This is a genomic window from Brucella ciceri, assembly GCF_041930145.1.
GTDB lineage: Bacteria > Pseudomonadota > Alphaproteobacteria > Rhizobiales > Rhizobiaceae > Brucella > Brucella intermedia.
Map to the genome: position 1 here is coordinate 642,606 of NZ_JBHEEV010000001.1, position 21,215 is coordinate 663,820.

Sequence of the window (21,215 nt, forward strand, 5' to 3'; positions counted from 1 at the left end):
CGGGGAGGCTTCGCAGCAAGTCATCCTTGAAACGCTTTCGTATCTCAAGAAGATTGTTCAGTCCCTTGGCAATGCGCCTGGCATAGCAAAGATCATTGAGAAGCGACCTGAGTTGACAAGCAGCCCCGCAAGACGGACAGCCTGCTGTCGAAGCCCTGGACGTGAAGAAGCGTCCATTTCTGCGTGTACAGTCTTCAATGTTCGCTGTCGTCCGAACTGTCAGACCCGACCGCAGAGCATGCAACCGGAACTGCCTGCGTGCCGGGAACAATCTACCTCAGTTGAACCACGCGGATTTTGCGAGCGGCTGCCTGCAAAAGTGTGAAAGCCTCGAAACGCTGGTCGTGCCATCTGGCCAGCCCGGCATCCGGCCTGTTAACTTCTCCTAGTTCCGACATGGCGTCCATGGCCGATGCAAGATCAGGGTAAGCTCCCGACGCGACGGCACCCAGCATGGCAGAGCCGAGCAGAACAGGTTCGGGCGAAGTGGAGGCGGCGATGACAAGACCGGTCGTGTCGGCAAGCACCTGTCGCACCAGATGCGAACGTGCAGCCCCACCCGAGACGACGATAGTATCGGTCGCGATACCCTTTGCTTTCTGGGCCTCCACGATCTGCCGCGCACCATAGCCGAGGCCGCACAGCCCGGCCAAATAAAGTGCCGTAAGGCTGTCGATCCCGGCATCGAGATCGAGCCCGGCAATGATTGCGCGCGCATCAGGGTCCGCGAACGGTGCACGATTACCGAGGAACTCCGGCACGACGTGAATGTCGCCAATGATGGCAGCTGCCTCTTCTGAGCCTCCCCTCGCGTCGACTTCTGCGGCAAGAATGTCGACCAGCCCCTTGCCTTGGGCGTTTGCCTGCTCTTCCGCTTCCTTCGCGAAAGGATGCATGTGGATCAGATGATCGATAGCTGCACCCGCTGCCGATTGTCCTCCCTCGTTAAGCCACAGGCCCGGAACCATCGCCGAATAATACGGACCCCATACACCATCCACGAAAACCGGCTGTTCGGTTGTCGTCATGGTGCAGGCCGACGTGCCAAACACATAGGCCATGCGCGACAATATCCGGCCCTCCGGACCGCGTGCCCCGACCGTGCCGATCCCGCCCGCATGAGCGTCGATCAGGCCAGCGGCAATAGCTGTGCCCGGCATAAGACCGAGTTCTGCTGCGGCCTGTTCGCTCAAGCCGCCAAGACTCTCGCCACCGGGTCGAACGTCCGTACCGATGCGGACAAAATTTTCGTCCGCCAGTTCGCCAAGGCCCACTTCACGGAAAAAGGTCTCATCCCAGCGCTTTTCATGACTGAGATAGGTCCATTTGCAGGTGACCGTGCAGGCCGAACGGGCAAGACTGCCGCAAGATTTCCATGTGAGAAAATCGGTAAGATCGAAAAACTGCCATGCAGCAGCGAAGGTTTCCGGCTTGTTTTCCTTGAGCCACAACAGCTTCGGCGTTTCCATCTCGGGGGAAATAGCGCTGCCAACGTAGTCGAGAACCTTGGCTTTGGTCGCATTAATGCGTTCTGCCTGGCCAACAGCGCGATGATCCATCCATACAATGATGTCGCGCGCTGGATCGTTGGACGGACCGACTGCAAGCGACTTGCCGCCCTCACCCAGCACAACCAGCGAACATGTCGCGTCATAGCCGATACCGGCAATGTCAGTCGGATCAACATTGGCAGTCTTGACGGCTTCGCGCACGCTTTCGCAAACAGCCTGCCAGATATTGGCGCTCGACTGCTCGACAATGCTGCCCGCCTCACGCCAGATGGTGATATCGCGCTTGGCCGAAGCAAGCATGGTACCGCTGGCGTCGAAAAGACCGGCGCGAGCGCTGCCGGTGCCGACATCGACGCCCAGATAATAGCTGGTCATGGTCGCTCCCATTTACAGATCGAGGCTTTGTGGAAGAATGACCAGATCGCGAATGGTAATGTTGCGCGGGCGGGTCAGCATGAACATCACCGATTCCGCAACTTCCTTCGGTTCCATCAGACTGCCATTAGCCAGCGCTTCATCCAGCTTTGCCTTCGGCCAGTCGCTAATAAGTGCGGTAACCACCGGACCCGGCAGAACGCCACCAACGCGGATACCGTGCGGGGCAACCTGACGGCGAACCGTATGAACGAAAGCCTGAACGGCATGTTTGGATGCGGTATAGATAGGCTCCCAGATGACCGGTACGACACCTGCGACAGAGCTTGTCATGATGATATCGCCGGTCTTTCGTTCCATCATATGTGGCAGAACCGCATGAATGGTGCGGAAAGCCGCGTTGATGTTGAGGTTCAGCATGCGGTCCCATGCATCCGGGTCGCCTTCCCAAAGAGGTCCGCCAATATAGGCACCCGCATTGGCGTGAAATACGTCGAGTTTGCCCGCTTGGTCGAGTATTTGCGGCATCATGGTGGCGACTGATGCCGGATTGAGCAGATCAATGACCAGCGGCCTGGCTTTATCGCCGAGCTCGGCGCATTTTTCATTAAGCGCCTTCTCGTCACGGTCGACGAGAAACACCGTCATTCCCGCTTCTAACATGTGCTTTGCACATTCGAAGCCGATGCCAGAGGCAGCACCGGTAACGGCGCCGACTTTTCCATTGAGATCCTGAGCCATTTTTCAGTCCTTAAAGTTTTAGGCGCGACCGTGCGACTGGCGCGAGCGGCGGGCAAGGGAGTCGACAATCACGGCGATGGCGAGCACAGCGCCAGTAATCATGTAGCGAAGCGACGATGACAGATCGAGCAGCGTCAAACCGCTGGCAATCGACTGGATGACGATAATGCCAAGTAGAGCCGACCAGGCGCTGCCACGTCCGCCAAAGAGGCTAGTGCCGCCGATGACCGCTGCTGCAATCGCGTTCAGGTTGACGTCGCCAGTGCCTGCCTGCTGGCTGGAAGAAGCAAGGCGAGCTGCGGCCAGAATGCCGCCTGCGGCAGCCAGAACCGAACAGGTCATGAAAGCCGACATATAGATAAATTTCACATTGATGCCAGCGCGACGCGCAGCTTCACGATTGCCGCCAACGGCCTGCATGGCGCGGCCCCATTTGGTGCGGGTGAGTGCGTAGTTCATCGCGATCACCAGAGCCACGAACAGGCCGAACATCCATGGCACGCCGCGCGACTGGTTGAGATAGAATACTGCACCACCGACAATGACCGTGATGACAATGGCCTTGAGCGCAATCCCGGCCGACGACGGTGCCGACAGACCGGCTTCGCGGCGGCGCTGCGCGGAACGGAACCCGGTGAAGAAGATTGCAAGTCCGGCAATTAGCACCAGCGCATAAGAAAGCGGGCGCGGCATCACCAGAAGCTGGCCGAAGCTCACGAGCCAGGAGCCGTAAGGCAGATTGATCGAGCCGGTATTGCCCAGGAGATAAAGCTGCAGGCCAAGCGCTGCCAGCAGGCCAGCCAGCGTGGAAACGAAGCTTGGCATGCTGAAGCGATTATAGAGGAATGCGTAAAGCAGGCCGATCAGCGCGCCGGTGCAGAGCGCTGCCAGCATTGCGATCCCGACCGGCCAGCCATGATTGACCCACAGCACGCCGACAATTGCCGAAGCAAGACCGCTGACCGAGCCGACTGAAAGGTCGATTTCGCCCAGCATCAGGATGCAGACGATACCGAGCGAAATGACGCCGATGGTCGAGCAGTCGAACAGCAGGTTGACGAGATTGTTGCTCGACAGGAAAACCGGGTTCAATGTCTGGAAGACGGTCCAGATGATGACGAGGCCGACGATGACCGGCAGTGATCCAAGATCGCCCGAGCGAACACGGTCGAAGAAATTGCGCAGCGCGCCTGAAACGCCTTCGTCATGGCGCACGCGGGTATCCTGCCGGTCGAGAGGGGTATTTCCGGTTGCCTGGTTCATTATGCTTCTCCCCGATCATGGACCTGACCGGTTTCATGCTGCGCCTGACGCCGTTCGGCACGGCGGGAAACGGAATTGCTGCTTGCGCCGGTGATAGCTGCGACCAGCTCCTCGTTTGAGGAATCCGGGTAGAAAACACCATTGTTTCGGCCAAGCCGCAGCACGACGATACGGTCCGCGACAGCACGAACGTCTTCAATATTGTGGCTGATCATCAAGACACCGAGCCCACGGTCACGAACGCGCTCGATAAGATCGAGAACCTCAGCGGTCTGCGCAACGCCAAGTGCTGCAGTTGGTTCGTCGAGCATAATGAGCTTGGGATCAAGCAACAGCGAGCGCGAGATCGCGACCGTCTGGCGCTGGCCACCAGAAAGGGAGGCGACCGGCTCGCGTACACTCGGAATACGGGCGGAAAGCTCGTTCAGAAGCTTCCACGCCTTGATCTCCATGGATACTTCGTCAAGCCGATAGGGGCTCATTTCGCGGCCAAGGAAAATATTGGCGACCACGTCGAGATTCTCGCACAGCGCCAGATCCTGAAAGACCGTCGCAATGCCGAGATCGAGCGCAACGCCCGGCGAGGAAAGCACAACCTTCTCGCCATTGAATTCGATTGTGCCGGACGTGGGCTGATGCACACCCGCCAGCGTCTTGATAAGCGTGGACTTCCCCGCGCCGTTGTCGCCGACAAGAGCGACAACTTCGCCCGGAAAGACTTCCAGATCGATATCTGTCAGCGCTGAAACGGCACCGAAATTCTTGGATATGCCGCTTAGACGCAGCACTGGCTGCCGCGACGACGCAGCGGCTTCGTGATCTTGGGACATGATCTCACTTTCCCTGGCATATTGCAGGATACGCCATTGCACATCAAACTGCCCGACCGGATAACCGGCCGGGCGTATCGTTGCCTACTTCGTGATGCCGAGCTTCTTGCAGCCTTCGGCATAGCGGTCGACGCACAGGGTTTCAGCCGAAACGATGTTCTTGTCGATGATCTCAGCCTTGAGATTGTCAGCCGTCACGACCACTGGAACGAAAAGCTTCGACGGCGTGTTGTAGAGCGTGGCTTCTGCCTTCGGGGTTTCGTCATTCAGAAGCTGGCCCGCGACGCGTGCGGCTTCCGCAGCAACGATTTCCGACGGCTTTTTGATCGTATTGTACTGATCGCCCGAAATGATGAGCTGGAGCGCTGCAATCGTCGCATCATTGCCGGTGACCGGAGGAAGCGGATCGATACCAGCCGCCTTCATGGCTGCAATCGCGCCGCCAGCGGTGCCATCATTGGCAGCCACCACGCCGACGATCTGGTCGTTGAAGCGAGTGATCTGGCCGCTGGCCCACTGCTGTGCCTTGCTCGGTGCCCACTCGGGCGTATCGTATTCGGCAAGCGTCTTGTAGCCGCTGTCCTTCAGTCCGGCATGGATACCGTTCTTGATGAGACCGGCTGCGGCATCGGTTGGCGAACCATTGATCTGCAGGACGCCGCCCTTGTCGCCCGGTACACCCTTGTCCTTCAGGTGCTTGACCAGCGAATCGGCAATCGACTTGCCGATGGCTTCATTGTCGAACGACACGTAAAAATCGGAGGTCGCATCCGGGATCGGACGGTCATAGGCGATGACCTTGATACCCTGGGATTGGGCCAGCTTGACCAGCGAGGCTGCCGCCGCCGTGTCAACCGCATCGAGCACGATCACCTTCGCGCCCTGCGAAATGACCGAGTTGAACTGCTGCTGCTGCTTGCTCGCATCGCCATCGGCATTGAGATAAAGCACCTTGCAGCTTTCGCAGATCTTCTTCATCTCGGCGGCAAAGCCCGGATAATCACGCTCTTCATAACGGGTGGATGCCTGATCCGGCATCAAGAAGCCGACCACTGCGTCCTTCACTTCTGCCTGAGCACCGCTCGCAAAAGAGGACAGCATCACCGCAGCAAAAGCTGCCTTACCAAACAGATTCTTCATGTCTCACTCCCGTTGGGTTTTAATTTTGTTGTTTCGCAACCTTACAGACGAACTTCGCCTCGCTATTCCACCCTGAATGTTCTCCCGATAGCGACCTTCTACTCCACAAAGTTCCGATCATTCTGACGGCACACCGCATCGCGGTACGCCAATCAAATCGAGCGCTGCTGACGAGGATTGTTGTGCATGAATCGAAGGCTCTTCCCCGCCCTCGGCATGTGCGCACCGCTCCTCTCGGCTTGTCGTCACACTGCACCATCGATAGTGCAACACGATCATTGCTCGACATGCGGTATCCGGTCAAGAGGAAAATGCCAGAGGAACACACCGGATTCGCACCTGCTCCCACTTGCAGCGGGTGGTGACAGACCGCTAAGATCGAACTTCTACCCACATGAAAAGCAGGCTTAATGAGCACTCCCCGGAAAGTAACCATTTACGACATATCGGAAAGAGCTGGAGTATCTCCGTCGACCGTTGCTTCTGTCATGAATGGTTCGTGGGAAAACCGCAGGATAAATAAAGCAACGGCGGACCGAGTAAGAGTAATAGCCCGTGAACTCGGCTATACGACCAACCTTCAAGCGCGCGGATTACGCATATCCAACTCCGGCTTGATCGGCATGATCTTGCCGATACTGGACAATCGATATTTCAGCTCGATGGCGGCGTCCTTCGAAGCGGTAGCCCGCTCCCGGAATCTTGTTCCGGTCGTTGCCAGCACATTGCGCGATCCGCAGCAGGAACGCAGCACTGTGGAAACATTGATTGCTCACAACATCGATGCCCTGCTGATAGCAGGCGCAACCGATCCGGACAGTGTCGCGGAACTGTGCGAAAAGGCTCACCTGAAGCATATCAATGTTGACCTTCCGGGAAAACACGGCGCGTCCGTGATCAGCGACAATTATGACGGCGCCCGACAGTTGACCCGCCAGATTGCCAGCCGCAGGTCTCATCGAACGGAAAACAGCTTCTACTTCATCGGTGGCGTGGATAGTGACCACAACACGCGCGCACGTGTGCGCGGGTATAAGGATGAACTGGCTGCGCTGAACCTTCCGGTTCGCGGCGGAACAATCACGACGAATGGCTACGATCCCGAAAATGCCGCAAGTGCAATCCGCGCAGTTTACGGTGAACTTAACGGCCTGCCGGAGGCGCTTTTCGTTAACTCGACGAGCCCCTTTGAGGGTATCGTCAGTTTTCTCAAGACACTGCCGGTTGACGAGGTCCGGGAGTGCTCCATCGGGTGTTTCGACTGGGACCCCTTCATTGAGGTTCTCCACTTCCCGGTCGTGATGGCCCGGCAAAATGTTCAGGCAATGATCGAACGCGCCTTCGAGCTTCTGGATGAGCCTGCACAAACGACCGACCAGCCCGAAATGATACCGACGGAGCTCATTATTCCACGGGGTCTTTGAACCTCATTGCTTGGATAGGAGAAATATGCCGTCCGCGCGATCACCGGTTGTTTTGTTTTTTCAGATAGATAAGCTGAGCTGTCAGTCCTATGATGAGGATGATCAAAAGACTGCCCTGCGCGCCCAGCAACAACGGGGATTTGGGATCGGTCACAAATGGATGACCATTTGGTACGCGCCGCAATACCTCGCTTACCGCCGGCACTATTAGCAGGAAGGCAGTCAAGCTTAAAAAGACTGTTTCCAGATAGCGGGTCGCACGACCAAAGATTGAACTGTAACCGATTGAATAACCGGCAATGAGCAGAACTATCGTCGCAGCACCGATAACATAGCTGACCTGCTGGCGTGCAACGAGAAATGTTGTGCCAGCACCTATGAGCATCGAGACAAAATAAAGACCTCCGGATTTTGACCCGGGCAAAATTCGCCCGTAGCGGACGAACATGTAGATGGCCAGGGGAATGGCAGGCAAACTGCCGATCGTGTGCATCCAGCCTAGCGGGGAAATTCCAAACATAACCAAAGCTCCTGTAAATATAACAACCTACTAATAGATAGGTTTTAGAATAAAACCTAGTTCATTGATCAGGACGGTCGATTAACCATTCAAAACATACTGATAGCATCCATCCACATTCACCACAGTCATCCTTCCCAAAATTCCCTCGCCATTTCGACAACTGGCCGACGAGAAGCACCGTCGTGACAGCGACATTCCAGAAACAGGCACACAACATTTCGATATTCATTCCAGGCATTGCCTGCGCCCGGCATGTTTCGAAATATCAATGCGATGATGGCTGCAGGCTGGATAACGGGGTCGCCGCATTCGCCTCCCTGCCAATTGATAGCCTGACTACAGAGCATGATCAGGCTTTGATCGAAATCACTGTGCCGCAGCCAGTCTGCGAAGCATTGGTTCAACTATAAGCGAAAACATCTTCGGATCGCTGTGGGCTCTCGCTGACAACATCCCTCCGTGAACGGTAGCAGCAAAAGCTTCTGCCTCGATGTCAGGGGAGTCGATCAAGCGAATGCGGCCCTGTCTTGCGCCGCGTGTGAGGACTGATGTCAACCATCTCGATAACGATCTGAAATAGTTTTGAATCTCAGAAGCGAGTTCCTGTGGCAATATAGGAATTTCGCTTGCCAGAAGCGCCCCTACACAGAATGGCGCACTCCCGTCCGTGATACACGCACTCCAGTATTGAGTATAAGCCTGCAGTTGCTCCAGCGGATCATCGACTTTGCTCTCGAGATTGGCAAAACCTGCTTCTGTATCTTCACGATGTCGCACGATTAGTGCCTTTACCAGATCGACCTTGCTCGGAAAGTGATGATGGATACTGGCCTTGCGAATGCCTACGACGCTGGCGATATCCGCGTAGCTGAATCCATTATACCCACCCGACATGATCAAGGTTTTGGCGCATGCGAGAATATCATCGGAAGTGGTGGACAAATTGCTCATACTCAGTACCTACCTTCCAGTAGGTTGAATGTCAAGATAGATCAAAGTGAAGAGATTTGTCACACGGTCGAATTTTACCTCATGCAGAACCCGATCCCGTCGACACAGTTCATATGTTGCAACAGTCCGGGGCAAACGGCACGAAATGGATCGACTCTGGACTTCGCAAACAGGTTAGTGCCGGAAGTCTTGACCGCGGTCGAGTTTCTGGCTCTGACGTATCGCTGCTATTTCCTGGGCCCTGGCGGTCGAAACTGTTTGCTGAAGAACCTTCAACGTGTCCTGAAGCCCCTCGAAAACGGAATGTTGTGCGGGAGGCACGCGTTTGATGTTGTCGCGGTCGCCGCGCAGGATTGCATTGCGCCCGAATCTGAGATCAAGGGCGCGGCTGACGCTTGTGAACTCCCGACGAATATGCGGTTCGAGCGAACCGGCGAGGACATCAAGCCGCGCGTTCTTCTTTTGCATCGCAGTTGTGATGCGACGGAGTTCTTCGCTAGCCTCTTCTGACAATCCTGGAATGGCGGTCTCCATCTGCTGACGCTCTGCGGCGATTGCTGTTGTTGCAGCGTTCAGGGCTGAGGCCCAGCCCGATCCCAGCGAGCGGACACTTGCCTGCACATCCGGCACGGCTTCCAGTGCTGTCTTTCGCTCGCGGCCAACGGCCAGAAGCCTGTCCCTCAGCCGACCGGAACCGCGCAGGGCACCATAGGCCGCAGGATCATTGGCAATGGCTGCCGCAATCCGATCACCGGCAATGCCTTTCCGGATCAGTGCCTCAATCGTTTCAACAGCATTGGCAGGTTCACGCCAGATCCGCATTGCTGTTTCAGCAAGTAGCGAACGGTTGTGAACGTGATGAGCGGCTTTTGAAGCTCTTTCGCGTGCCTCAGTCTCCACCGGGGTCGTGAACACTGTCACAGCAGCAAGCAGCGGCGGTATGGAGCGGGCTTCCCGGCCCTGCCCGATATTGTCAGTCGGCCGGATCCGGGGCGAACCCGGAGAATTTCGATCCACGGACATCCGGGCTGTCGGATTCTGCATGGGGAATCTTTCGGATTGCCTCTCATGATAAAAAACCTTGCGTTCCTGATCGATTGCCAAACCGAGCGCCGCACCTGCTCGCTCCCACAGCATTGCCACCTGCTGGCGCTTTTGCGACAGCCACGCCAGCTGGCGTCGTGCTCCTGCCCCTGTGCCAGCGACAATCCCGGCAAGTGTGTCGATACCACGCCTGCGGGCAAAGTCCCGCACATGTGCCTGGTAGCCAGCCTCGCCAGCAAAATCCAGCGTCGTGGTTTTGGCGCCCGAGCGCCCGAGGCGTTTGGCCAGTTGCCGGAACAATTCCGGTGTGTGGCTTTCCCCTTCAATGCTTTTGCGGCGGACACCTGTGGCTTCATGCAGCCTGGCCGTCCAGACATTGCGTTCAACCGTGCGCTCCTCAAAGCGCCTTTCACCGCCTTGCGCATCAGGGACTGCAATTTTTACCGACACGGTCTCGACGCCATCCTTGCGAAGCGTGACCGTATCCCCTTTTGAAGCTCCCGCCGCAGACAGGGCTGCCGGCAGACCGACACCCCGGAGGCGATGGACCTTCCCGCCCTCAACCTTCAGATCAGCATAGGGCGTATCATTCGTGTCCTCATCCCAGGACCGGAATTTTGTCACCCCGGTTTCGACCAGTTCGCCGGTGATCCCCTTCGCGTAATCAATACGGGATCTGTCCTCCCGTTCGGGCCTGAAGTCCTCGCGTGCAGCATAAAGATCAGCCCTGTGACGATGACGGGTCATGGACACATAGGTCAGGTGCCTGTCCATCATGCCGCTGGCAAGCACAAGGGTCCGGTCGACAGTCGCGCCCTGCGACTTGTGGATTGTCACCGCATAGCCGTGATCGATGTTGCGGTAACTGTCCTCGCTGAGAACAATCTCGTTGCCGCTGTCGAGCCGGACAGAAAGAAGCGGCGCGCGGAATGCGTTGCCGGTGGAGACCACCGTGCCGAACATGCCGTTCCTGACGTATTGCGGACGGTTTCCCCTTGCACGCGGTTCGAGGAAACGGGCGTTCTCGAGAAAGATAATCCGGTCGCCTGCAGCAAACTCCCGCATGCCCCGCTCCGTCCGGAAGCGGCGCGCGCCATCGAGCGCTCCCTCTTCCCGCATCACCTTGCGCAAGGCTTCATTCAGCCTGTGGACATCCCTGTTGGTGTGCGCCAGCACCAGCAATGCATCACCCGGCAACTGGCCACCACCGTTTGGTGCTGCGATCCCCGTCCCGGGTTGCACGCCTCGTCCCGTCTGTGATGGCGTGATCAATTTCCGCCGCGCATCCGTCCAGTCCCTGACCAGACGCCCGATCAGTGCATCCCGGGTTTCCGCCTCGACCAGATGCCCGCGTCTGGCGTAGATCTCCAGTCCCGCCGCGGTGTCACCGCGAGCAAAGAGTTTTGAGGCATCGCGTGCCCATTCATCCTGTTGCCGGCGCACACCGGCAAGTTCGGCGGAACTGATCCGCTCCGATATTGCCCGGAAAGCCGCACCGGCCCCGATCGGCTGAAGCTGCATGGCATCGCCGACCAGAACAACCTTTGCGCCAGCCTTTTCTACGGCATCCAGCACACGTGCCATTTGCAACGACGAGACCATGCCTGCCTCGTCGATGACGAGGATGTCACCGCGCATCAACTGATCGCGCCCGTTATTCCAGGCATGCTCCCACGCGGCAAGCGTTCGCGATCTGATGGCGGAACTCTCCTCCAGCCCCTCGGCAGCCTTGCCGGAAAGTGCCGCGCCCAGGACGCGATGATGTCCGCTTTCCCAGGCAAGGCGCGCAGCTGCAAGCAATGTCGACTTGCCCGTACCGGCAAGACCGACGACAGCAGCGATACCGCTGTCCCCCGTTACATGCTGAATGGCTTCAATCTGCTCAAGATCCAGCCTAAACGGCTTCAGTGGATTGTCCTCTTCGACGAAACGCAATGCCGCTGCGCGTCCAGCGTCCGAAATCCCGAAACCCTTCCTCCCAGACAGGATATCGGCTGAACGCATCATGTTATGTTCGGTGCGCAGGATCTTTCGGGTGGTGAAGATGGCCGGTTCCGTTGCCTCGCCCTTCACCCGGCCATTCACACGACCCTTGATCGGGTCGGTCAGCGCGCCAGACTGCTGTGGTTTAAGGAGCACCAGATCAGGAGAAGCCATCAGTCGTGCACGGATATTGGCAAAGTCTGCCGGATCATCGACATAGCGGTGGATGACCCTTGCGATATCCTTCTCGTCAAAGGTGGAGCGCTCATTGCCAAGCTGTCTGAGGAGAGGCTCCGGATCGGCAAGCAGTCGGGCGGTCATTTTGCGCCGGCGCGCCAGATCGGCAGGTGCAAAATACATCTCGACACCCTTGCGCATCATCGCCGACTTTCCGGGTCCCAGATGCCTCTGGGCAATGCCGTCAAGTCCCTGTTCGGCATGGGAACGACCGTCAAGGCGGATATCACGGCCAGCAAGCGCCAGATACCGGCTGGCTGTTTGCGCCCAGGCGATCTTCCACGCCTTCATTGTCTCCCTGTTGCCGGCCCAGACTGTGTAGACGATCCTGCCCTTCGGCTGGTCCCCTGCTGCCACACGCAGTGGCTTTCCGTCATCGCCGGGGACAGGCATGACCTTGAGACCGAAGCCTTGCGCTGTCAGGGGTCTGAGCGTTGTCAGAACATGTACATGCGGATTACCGTCCCTGTCGTGATAGACCCAGTCAGCAATCATGCCCCTTGAGGTCAGGTTGTCTCTCACGAACTCACGGACCAGGGAGATGTTTTCCCTAAGCGTCAGTTCCTCCGGCAGTGCTATAATCAGTTCGCGGGCAAACTGCGCGTTCACACGCGTCTCGAATGCGTCAACCGCATTCCACAGTGTCTCGCTTGCGTCAGCGGCAGTCTTCCCCTCGATAGCAGTCTGCAGCCACGCTGGAACCGCCTCCGGTAGAGCCAGTTCCTCGTGCCTCAGTTCGTCGTCGCCATCCTTGAAGCTGAAAGACACCCCCCTTTGTTCGTCCACCATCCGGGTGCGGTGCCGATAGGCGGCAGCAGAAATAATGTTGCGACCCGCGCCCCTGCTGATCATCTGCGCTCGCACGAACATTATCGCCACGTCTTTTCTCCTGACCGGCAGTCAATACGTGTGAAAGCCCAGGATTACCCGGGCAGCTGACTCGCCACTTTTCCGTCCCCTTCGCGAGCTGCACCGTTGCACTTGGGGGATTGAAATTGAAAACATGTTTAACTATCTTTTTTCAGTCAGTCAAACTCACAATGCCTACGGTTCGAACAGAAAGGTTCACAAGATGCACATTGATTTTCCGCACAGAATATTAGACGCGACATTGAAGAATGCCGCAGGAACATAAAAAACTATAAACACTAAAATTAGCTCACCGTATGAAACGGCTGCACGACTGCTGGCCGGGCGAACCCCTTGTCCAGACGGAAAGGATGTTTGAACGAACGACGCGTCTTCTCGCAAGACCCACTCAGGTCTGAAGTGCCAGAAGAAAATCCAGGTTCAAACCAGGGAGATCGCATTTGATGATTAGAGCAATACCGCTCCCGGGTCTGCTTTTCGCTCTTGTGCCAGTCGTTCTTTCTGGCTTTACTTTTTATGTCGCGCATTGGTTTTGGACCGAACTGGCCGCAGGCTTGTCAGGAAAGCTCCAGTACTGGTTTATGCGTGCTGCGCCTGTACCAGTGCTTCTATCGGGGCCGCTTGGGGCACTGCTGACGGTTTGCTTGCTACCGCTGCACCGGCGCCGACCGGTCGCCATGGTCAGCCTGTTTTGCTTTCTGCTTATTGTGGGTTTTTACACGCTGCGCGAGATCACCCGCATCTCCCCTTTCGTAGAAAGCGGAGTCCTGCAATGGGATCAGGCTCTATCATTCCTCGATATGGTGACCCTGGTTAGCGTCGCAATTGGATTTGTTGTTTTAGTGGTATCCGTGCGCATCTCTAGCGTTGTGCCCCAAACGGTGAAGCGTGCTCGTCGCGGAATCTTTGGAGATGCAGACTGGTTACCGATGTCGGCGGCGGCACAGCTCTTTCCTGCGGACGGCGAAATCGTTGTTGGCGAGCGCTATCGTGTCGACAAGGAACTCATCCATGAACTGCCTTTCGATCCGGTCAATCCGTCTACCTGGGGGCGCGGTGGAAAAGCTCCACTCCTGACTTATAATCAGAATTTCGATTCAACCCATATGCTGTTTTTTGCGGGATCAGGTGGGTTTAAAACGACCAGTAATGTCGTGCCCACAGCCCTTGTCTATAGTGGTCCGATCGTTTGCCTGGACCCGTCATCCGAGGTTGCATCGATGGTAATCGAGCATCGCCGCAAAAGGCTCGGGCGAGACGTCGTGGTGCTCGACCCCGCCAACCCGGTTAACGGTTTTAATGTACTTGACGGGATCGAAACGTCGATCAAAAAAGAAGAAGACATCGTCAGCATCGCACATATGCTGCTGTCGGAAAGCGCTTGCCCTGAAAGTTCAACGGGGTCTTTTTTCCAGAGCCAAGCACACAATTTGCTAACAGGACTGTTGGCGCATGTAATGCTATCGCCAGAATTTTCCGGGCGGCGAAATCTGCACAGCCTGCGTCAAATTCTTTCCGAACCGGAAACGTCGGTTCTTGCCATGCTGCGTGAGGTTCAGGAAAATTCCGTCTCGACATTTATTCGCGAGACGCTTGGCGTTTTCGTCAACATGACAGAGCAAACATTTTCAGGCGTTTACTCTACGGCATCGAAGGACACCCAGTGGCTATCCCTGGCAAATTACGCATCCCTTGTCTGCGGAGACAGCTTTAAACCAGCGCAAATAGCCCAGGGCGAAAAAGACGTATTTCTCAATATCCCTGCATCAATCCTTCGCTCCTACCCGGCAATCGGGCGAGTAATCATCGGCTCGTTAATCAATGCAATGATGGAGGCGGATGGCGCATTCCGGCGACGGGTTTTGTTCATGCTCGATGAGGTCGATCTGCTTGGCTATATGCGCATACTAGAAGAGGCACGTGATCGCGGGCGCAAATACGGAATCAGCTTGATGCTGATGTACCAGTCCGTTGGCCAACTGGAACGCCATTTTGGCAAAGATGGTGCAGTTTCATGGATCGATGGATGCGCATTCGCAAGCTACGCTGCGATCAAGGCGCTCGATACCGCGCGTAATGTGTCGGCGCAATGCGGGGAGATGACGGTAGAAGTGAAGAACAGTTCACGCAACAAAGGATGGGATAAGAGCCATCTTTCCCGAAAATCTGAAAGCATCAATTTCCAGCGTCGACCGCTTATAATGCCGCATGAGGTTACCCAGTCTATGCGCAAGGATGAACAGATCATTATAGTACAGGGGCACCGCCCCATCCGCTGCGGTCGCGCCATTTATTTTCGACGCAAGGAAATGGACACAGCCGCCGCAGTCAACCGGTTCGTTAAGTCCGGAAAATGATAAATCAAAAAAGTATTCGCGAAGCTGCCGTTAGCCCCCGCTTTTTACCGTCTAGGTAAAAGGCGCTTTCGCTGCAAAGCAGTGCGTCAAAGCCTTTCCGATAGAACAAGGGGACGTCGGGTTTGTGAATTCAAGACCGGTTGATTTGAAGGGATGGGGCCCCGTCTCCGGCAGAAAAGAGGAAGGGGCACGAACCCGGGTGGAATTCGCGTCTAACATTGCGGAGGTTTCACGCTTCAACACAAGGATGTATCTGACTTCAGCCAGACCTGAAACCGCCACCGCACACTTTCGAGCATCAAACCCGGCGAGCCTGATGATCAAGGTGGTTCGGTCCACCCACTCGCCGCTGCTGTCGACTTTATCGAGCGAACTGCAGAACCGATTTTCAATCGGCGAAGGTGAAGCCCTTCCCGCGAATTGCATGCAAAGGGAGCACGATCCCGGCTTTTCTGGCCCGCCGTCTCAGGCGACTCACAATGGTATCCAGGTGAGCATAGTTGAACTCATAAATATCTTCTCCGAGCGCAACGACCAGATCATGCCGCTCAACTATTGCGCCGCGCTCAACCAACAAACGGCTCAAAATCCGTTGTTCGGATGTCGTGAGCCGCAGACGATGCCCCCGGCCATCGGTAATGACCCAGCCGCTTTCCACCAGTGCCCATTCAGGAGACGGACACGGCGAAACAGTTATGGGCTTCTCCAGACGATTAAAGACCGCCGTCACAGTAGCAGCGAGTTCCCGAACATCCACTGGTTTGACGAGATAGGCATCGGCGCCAGATTCGAGACCATTAATACGATCATCAATAGAACCGCGAGCTGTCACCATAATAATGCCGACTGATTGCGATGTTCTCAAATGCGCGGCCGCGGATAGCCCGTTTTCCCCCTTCAGTCCGACGTCGAGAATAACAATGTCTGACGGCTTGGCTGCATATGCTCGGTACAGAGCTGCAGCGGATTCGAACCCATGAGTGTTCAAGCCCAGACTGGCTAAACCAAAGACCATTTCCTCGCGGAAGTCGTCGTCATCATCGACCACATATACGAGAGGGATACTGGCGGCATCATCTTTTCCACGTCTCTCGTCGAAATTGGGGCGATTTCGTAAGATATCTGACATTGTCAATCTCAAGTATTCACGACGTTACCGGTATCGGCAACTTTTTGGCATACAGGTCCGCGGGGGCAAGCAGAAGAGCGGCTAAATCTTGCTCACTGAACGCGAACTCTTGCCAATCCGCTCCTCGTATAGCAATGACGTCTTTGGTGCATTATCCAGATGTCTCACTTTTATTGCCCAGCGGTCTCATCCGGCATGCTCTTTCAACGCCACTCCCGAATCTCAACAAGTGTGCGCGAAGTTCCGGAACAAGCGGCTCAGACAACCGCTCGCGCCGCGCTTCACCGGGCATCAAGCCGAAACGTTCACGGAAACTACGCGAGAAATGGCTAGCGCTCGAAAATCCGTGTTCAAATGCGATTTTGGCAATCGATCGCGGAATCATGTCTGTTTGCGTGATCTCAAGAAAAGCTGCGTCGAGTCGGCGGTCTCTGATCACGCCCGCAATGCCACCGTCTTCCGCAAACGCACGATAGAGATGCGCGCGCGAGACATTAAAACGACGAATAATCAAGTCCAGGCTAAGTTCCGGATTATTGAGATTCCGATCGACATAATCCAGAACCCGCTGACGTAAGGCAATGCTTAAGGGGCGAAGTTCTTCAATCCCTGTTGCGCGCAAACCTTGCAAGGCGGCGGCCAGAATCGTAACCAACGATTCCTGCACTGCGACAATTTCGTCATTCGATAGATGTTCGCTCAGGCCATTCAACCCCTCGAGGTAAGCAGTGATCAACTGCGTCATCGGAAGATGTGCTTGCAGTACTACACCATGCAGATTTGCATGCCCCGTCGCCTTCGCCAGAATTCCGCGCGGTATAAGAGTAGACAGAGTGCCGCCCGCGGTCACGTCGCTCTGAAGAACTTGTGTTAGATCAAGGATACAGATATCTCCCGATCGTGCCGTCAGGCTGTTGTTCGCGGCGTCGCCCAGGATTTCCCCTCCCTTTACAACCGCAACGAGGAATTGATCCAGACCACTCCATGCTATTATACGTCGGTCGCGATTATATCGCTGAGAGTTAAATGTAACGGAAGCCAGAGTAAACCCGGCTATCTCGCGAGATCTTATGGCACCCTCCAGTCGACCACTTTTGCTTCCAGGAATCGGTGTCGTTTCATAAAAGGGTCGGGAAGCCTCCCGCCAGAAATCATTCCTCAGGCGTTCCTCGACGAAATCAGTTGAAATAATAACGTCCTGACCGGATTTAGCCTCACAGCCATTTTTCTTCACCGACATTTGCCGCCCTGTCCTTCGATCCAACTGCGAGTCGAGGTATTTACCTGCGAGAAGTTATAACACGCGTTTTGTTCTGCATAATGCCTCGTCCCCAAACTCAATCCTGGATCGCCTCACGCACAGGCTCATGCCGATTGAGCGAGTAGATAATTTTTTGTGCTATCTCCGCGGTTCAAAAGGCCCGAGCAAGAACCAATTCACCATCCTGTTCGTTTAATGGCGCTGGAGACGGTCAACGTCAGTTATATCAGTAATAGCTAACAGTGCTTGCATTAATATTAATTTTCATCATTTTACAAAACAGTCTATTGATAGGATATCAGTATATCAATTAGTGTGTTCTTCTAATGGAATGAAAAGCCGGGAGCCTGTTGCTCAGAAATTTCCCCGTATCCGGAGGTTGATGATGTCTAGATGGACAATAGCTGCAATGGTTTTGGCTGGTGGGACGTTCATACCGCCCGTCGTCTTCGAAGCTGGGGCACAAACGACAGTAGAGTGCCGATCCAGAGACTATAAATATGATGAATGCTATGCTGGCCCCCTGTCCAGGCCACAGCTCATTCATCAGACATCGAGTGCCTCTTGCATATTAAACCGCACATGGGGATACAACCCGAAAAGCCGCTATATATGGGTGGCTCAAGGGTGTTCGGGTGTGTTTGCGGATGTGGGTGGCTATCATCACGGTCGTGGCGACGGGTTTGATCCAGGAGCACGCCAGTACGATCACCGAGGCCATGATGTTGGCGGGGTAGTAGCGGGCGCGGTACTGGGAGCGATTGTTGAAGGAATGTTGACGGATCATCCGAAGAAGCACCATCACACGACGAGCAACCACCGTGATACGGACGACTATAATGGCTGTCACGGCATTGGATGTAATGTTGACCGACCGAATGACTCCGGTGAGATCGATACGACGCCCCAGTTCGACAGAAACGGGGAACCAAACTACGATACCCACGGCAACTACATCGGCTGCCATGGAGTTGGCTGCCTGGTCGATAGTCAAGATTAGTAAAAACCGTGCAGCCCGCCCTCCTTCAAATATTACAAGACCCACGACGAATGTTCATATTCGTGGATAGACTTCATGTCACTATCACTTCTTAATATTTCCAGAACCTGACACTCCGGCATGAAAAACATTCGAATGCGTTGAATCAATTTATACCTTTATCACGTTCCAATGGGAGAATTGAATGACAGGCCTGAAACCCAGACATTTACTGCTTGCGTTTTTACCCTTGGCGGTTGCCGGATGCGTTACCGCAGATGATGTATACCGGGACAACTGTACCTCCTTCGGTTTCAGGCCCGGCACTGATGCATTCGCAAACTGTATGATGGAACAGAGCGCACGCCACGATGAGGATGAACAACGCGCACAAGATCGCATTTATGCTCAAGAACAGCGCGACCGTGAGCGCAAAAGGGAGCGTCGCCGCCGCGAGGAACAACAGATCGATACCAGGCCTCAGTTCGATAAGGACGGCAATCCAAACTTTGATACACAAGGGAATTACGTTGGTTGCCATGGAGCCGGATGTGGGGTCGACAATCCCGATAATCCGGCTGATAGTAACAACTAAAAATCTGAACGGTATCAAAAATCTGAACGGTATCGCCGCTTATGTCTAAAAGCTGTTTGACCCGGGCAAAGGTCAAGATCGGGCCGCCGCTGCGTCAAATTCTATCGCCTTTGACATTGGGCGTATCCGTAGCATGGCTGGCTATAGTGGCGTGCCTTGGCTGGTGGATTTCCCACCTTGCAGTATCAGCTGAGACCAGGAGATTGGCTGCAAGCGCCGAGTATGAGGCACAGACAACGGCGCGCGTTGTTGATCGGCTGTTCACGGAGATGAACAGCGTCGCCAACATGGTTGCTAAGCAGAACCGGGTAATCGAACTTGCGTCTCGCTATCGGGTTGATCCCCCGGGCTTCTCGGAACTAACGCGTGAAGAGCGGGCAGCTATACTTACAAGTGACCCCCTCGTTCGTCTGGTCGGCGATTTCATGACCCGGCTATCGGACGACCTTCACTATGCCCGTATTTATATGAACAATTTGTCACACGATACCGTAACATCCAGTCAGTGGGCTGATCGCTTTAACATAGTGGGACAGATTTATACCGGCCGGGCATATCTAATTGATGCATTGCGCGATGGTAGCGGGCAACTGTTTGGTATCGCTCGCTTGAACCAGATGCCATCGTATTTTGTTACCAGTCGGATTGAGGGCACTGGCGACGAGGCGCTGGGGTCGGTTACGGTGCGGTTTGACGCACCGGTAATGGCACGCTATCTGACAGGTCAACACGTCGCATTGATCGTGAATCGCCAGGGACGAGTAACGACGGCATCTTCTGCGACATTCATGCTACGCAACGTTGCGGCGGTTTTGCCGCCCGAAACCCTGCAGCCTTCAAACAGCGACGAGAGTCCAGGAGAGGCGATGGCCGTGCAGCAAATTGCGGACGTGGAAGGGGGCGACCAGTGGTTGATCGACGGCCACTCCTATCTGATACGGCATCAGCCGCTGGGTAACGCGCAGTACCAGTTACTTACCTTGGCGCCGCTCGATTATTTGGGCGCTCTACAACGGCAATATCTTGTCGCCGCCGGGGGCGTTGCAGCCTTGGGCCTTGCGCTGATTGTACTTGCTGGTCGTTTGGTTGACCAACGTACCGAACGCCGTCAGCGAGCAGAGCAGGATCGCATTCTGGCCATCTCGCAGGCAGCCGAGCGCGAGTTGACCATCAAAGTACAGGAGAGAACGGCAGAACTAGCGGAGAGTAATGCGTCACTTGAAGCCGAGGTGGAGCGCCGCCGGCTGCTTGAGATAAAGCTCCAGCAGTCTCTCGACTCGGTTAACGATGCTCTTGCACAGCAACGGGACTTTGTAGCCGTGGTGTCCCACGAGTTCCGGGGCCCGCTGGCAGTGATTGCAGCTGCTGCTGACAACCTGCTCATTTCATTGGCTGATGGCACAGACAGCATAAAGTTACGCGTCAGCAAAATAAGCCGCACTGTTAAACGTATGGCATTGCTAATCGAAAACGTGCTGGCTGGCGACCGGATAGATGCGGGACAATCACAATCCGGGCAAGCGGATGTATTTGATCTCAACGAGATTATACACACGGCACGGATGGGATTTGATGAGGCTGCCGCTGATCGCATTACTTTCGTGAATGGTGGCAGAACGCCGGTTAAATGTGACCGCGCCCTTATAGAGATTGTTCTACACAACCTGATACAAAATGCGCTGAAGTACTCTTCTGAGAATTCTCCAGCAAATATCCAATTGTCGACTGATCACAATATGGCTCTTATTACGGTGACTGACCAAGGCAAAGGCATCACTCCAGATGAGCGTGAACTGATATTTATGAAATACTTTAGATCGCCTGGCCATACTACAACAGGGTTTGGCCTGGGACTTTACATATCACGCGAGATTGCCCGACAGAATGGGGGCGATATCACACTGATGGCCAGCGATACCACGGGATCAACTTTTTGCTTCTCGCTTCCCATTGAGGCAGAATTTGGGGCAAGTACCGTATCCAAAGCGGAATAACGACCGTT

15 protein-coding genes are annotated in these 21,215 nt (G+C 55.3%); 5 read left to right on the plus strand and 10 right to left on the minus strand.

The genetic code is table 11. The features are described from left to right. Positions 1 to 272: 272 nt before the first annotated feature. From JNC63_RS02910 to JNC63_RS02930, 5 genes are all read right to left on the minus strand, one after another. Positions 273 to 1,886, minus strand: coding sequence for an FGGY-family carbohydrate kinase (locus tag JNC63_RS02910; protein WP_006472047.1), 1,614 nt, complete (start codon positions 1,884 to 1,886; stop codon positions 273 to 275). Positions 1,887 to 1,898: 12 nt separating this feature from the next. Further along, a complete protein-coding gene (locus JNC63_RS02915) occupies positions 1,899 to 2,627 on the minus strand; it encodes an SDR family oxidoreductase (protein ID WP_006468282.1) in 729 nt (242 codons plus the stop codon). Between the two features lie 18 nt (positions 2,628 to 2,645). Continuing rightward, positions 2,646 to 3,890 (minus strand): sugar ABC transporter permease, encoded by a 1,245-nt coding sequence (locus JNC63_RS02920; protein WP_006468281.1) that lies wholly within the window; start codon positions 3,888 to 3,890, stop codon positions 2,646 to 2,648. Further along, positions 3,890 to 4,720 carry an ATP-binding cassette domain-containing protein gene (locus JNC63_RS02925; RefSeq protein WP_374846109.1) on the minus strand — a complete coding sequence of 277 codons (831 nt, stop codon included), beginning with the start codon at positions 4,718 to 4,720 and terminating at the stop codon, positions 3,890 to 3,892. Before JNC63_RS02925 ends, JNC63_RS02920 begins: the two co-directional genes overlap by 1 nt. 84 nt (positions 4,721 to 4,804) lie before the next feature. Further along, positions 4,805 to 5,860: an ABC transporter substrate-binding protein gene (locus JNC63_RS02930; RefSeq protein ID WP_006468279.1), complete on the minus strand. Its 1,056-nt coding sequence runs from the start codon at positions 5,858 to 5,860 to the stop codon at positions 4,805 to 4,807. 623 nt (positions 5,861 to 6,483) lie between these two features. On the opposite strand from JNC63_RS02930, the gene JNC63_RS02935 reads away from it, so the two are divergent. Next, on the plus strand, positions 6,484 to 7,284 hold the full coding sequence (locus JNC63_RS02935) for a substrate-binding domain-containing protein (RefSeq protein ID WP_374846114.1): 801 nt from the start codon (positions 6,484 to 6,486) through the stop codon (positions 7,282 to 7,284). Positions 7,285 to 7,324: 40 nt separating this feature from the next. Here the strand turns inward: JNC63_RS02935 and JNC63_RS02940 are convergent, their stop codons facing one another. The 3 genes from JNC63_RS02940 to traA form a co-directional block, all read right to left on the minus strand. Beyond that, on the minus strand, positions 7,325 to 7,804 hold the full coding sequence (locus tag JNC63_RS02940) for a hypothetical protein (protein ID WP_006472044.1): 480 nt from the start codon (positions 7,802 to 7,804) through the stop codon (positions 7,325 to 7,327). A gap of 369 nt (positions 7,805 to 8,173) precedes the next feature. Then, positions 8,174 to 8,758: a TetR/AcrR family transcriptional regulator gene (locus tag JNC63_RS02945; protein ID WP_006468276.1), complete on the minus strand. Its 585-nt coding sequence runs from the start codon at positions 8,756 to 8,758 to the stop codon at positions 8,174 to 8,176. 174 nt (positions 8,759 to 8,932) lie between these two features. After that, positions 8,933 to 12,901, minus strand: a complete 3,969-nt coding sequence (traA, locus tag JNC63_RS02950) for a Ti-type conjugative transfer relaxase TraA (protein ID WP_346484060.1) — start codon at positions 12,899 to 12,901, stop codon at positions 8,933 to 8,935. Between the two features lie 434 nt (positions 12,902 to 13,335). On the opposite strand from traA, the gene traG reads away from it, so the two are divergent. Beyond that, positions 13,336 to 15,249, plus strand: coding sequence for a Ti-type conjugative transfer system protein TraG (gene traG, locus JNC63_RS02955; protein ID WP_085979565.1), 1,914 nt, complete (start codon positions 13,336 to 13,338; stop codon positions 15,247 to 15,249). A gap of 388 nt (positions 15,250 to 15,637) precedes the next feature. Here traG and JNC63_RS02960 read toward each other — a convergent pair whose 3' ends face one another. Together JNC63_RS02960 and JNC63_RS02965 are read right to left on the minus strand one after the other, a co-directional pair. Beyond that, a complete protein-coding gene (locus JNC63_RS02960; RefSeq protein WP_006472043.1) occupies positions 15,638 to 16,378 on the minus strand; it encodes a response regulator transcription factor in 741 nt (246 codons plus the stop codon). Positions 16,379 to 16,529: 151 nt separating this feature from the next. Further along, on the minus strand, positions 16,530 to 17,618 hold the full coding sequence (locus tag JNC63_RS02965; RefSeq protein ID WP_006472042.1) for a helix-turn-helix domain-containing protein: 1,089 nt from the start codon (positions 17,616 to 17,618) through the stop codon (positions 16,530 to 16,532). Between the two features lie 430 nt (positions 17,619 to 18,048). On the opposite strand from JNC63_RS02965, the gene JNC63_RS02970 reads away from it, so the two are divergent. From JNC63_RS02970 to JNC63_RS02980, 3 genes are all read left to right on the plus strand, one after another. Next, complete coding sequence (locus JNC63_RS02970) at positions 18,049 to 18,639, plus strand: DUF3011 domain-containing protein (protein ID WP_235691703.1); 591 nt, start codon at positions 18,049 to 18,051, stop codon at positions 18,637 to 18,639. 184 nt (positions 18,640 to 18,823) lie between these two features. Beyond that, the gene (locus JNC63_RS02975; RefSeq protein WP_006472040.1) at positions 18,824 to 19,213 is read left to right on the plus strand and encodes a hypothetical protein; all 390 of its coding nucleotides are present in this window, start codon (positions 18,824 to 18,826) and stop codon (positions 19,211 to 19,213) included. Positions 19,214 to 19,416: 203 nt separating this feature from the next. Next, positions 19,417 to 21,207: a sensor histidine kinase gene (locus tag JNC63_RS02980; protein WP_374846110.1), complete on the plus strand. Its 1,791-nt coding sequence runs from the start codon at positions 19,417 to 19,419 to the stop codon at positions 21,205 to 21,207. The last annotated feature ends 8 nt before the right edge of the window (positions 21,208 to 21,215 follow it).

What these genes read in the sequence shown, in the direction of transcription:
- JNC63_RS02910 (WP_006472047.1), bottom strand. Translation starts at nt 1,886, where the DNA reads ATGACCAGCTATTATCTGGGCGTCGATGTCGGCACCGGCAGCGCTCGC.
- JNC63_RS02915 (WP_006468282.1), bottom strand. Translation starts at nt 2,627, where the DNA reads ATGGCTCAGGATCTCAATGGAAAAGTCGGCGCCGTTACCGGTGCTGCC.
- JNC63_RS02920 (WP_006468281.1), bottom strand. Translation starts at nt 3,890, where the DNA reads ATGAACCAGGCAACCGGAAATACCCCTCTCGACCGGCAGGATACCCGC.
- JNC63_RS02925 (WP_374846109.1), bottom strand. Translation starts at nt 4,720, where the DNA reads ATGTCCCAAGATCACGAAGCCGCTGCGTCGTCGCGGCAGCCAGTGCTG.
- JNC63_RS02930 (WP_006468279.1), bottom strand. Translation starts at nt 5,860, where the DNA reads ATGAAGAATCTGTTTGGTAAGGCAGCTTTTGCTGCGGTGATGCTGTCC.
- JNC63_RS02935 (WP_374846114.1), top strand. Translation starts at nt 6,484, where the DNA reads ATGATCTTGCCGATACTGGACAATCGATATTTCAGCTCGATGGCGGCG.
- JNC63_RS02940 (WP_006472044.1), bottom strand. Translation starts at nt 7,804, where the DNA reads ATGTTTGGAATTTCCCCGCTAGGCTGGATGCACACGATCGGCAGTTTG.
- JNC63_RS02945 (WP_006468276.1), bottom strand. Translation starts at nt 8,758, where the DNA reads ATGAGCAATTTGTCCACCACTTCCGATGATATTCTCGCATGCGCCAAA.
- traG (WP_085979565.1), top strand. Translation starts at nt 13,336, where the DNA reads ATGATTAGAGCAATACCGCTCCCGGGTCTGCTTTTCGCTCTTGTGCCA.
- JNC63_RS02960 (WP_006472043.1), bottom strand. Translation starts at nt 16,378, where the DNA reads ATGTCAGATATCTTACGAAATCGCCCCAATTTCGACGAGAGACGTGGA.
- JNC63_RS02965 (WP_006472042.1), bottom strand. Translation starts at nt 17,618, where the DNA reads ATGTCGGTGAAGAAAAATGGCTGTGAGGCTAAATCCGGTCAGGACGTT.
- JNC63_RS02970 (WP_235691703.1), top strand. Translation starts at nt 18,049, where the DNA reads ATGGTTTTGGCTGGTGGGACGTTCATACCGCCCGTCGTCTTCGAAGCT.
- JNC63_RS02975 (WP_006472040.1), top strand. Translation starts at nt 18,824, where the DNA reads ATGACAGGCCTGAAACCCAGACATTTACTGCTTGCGTTTTTACCCTTG.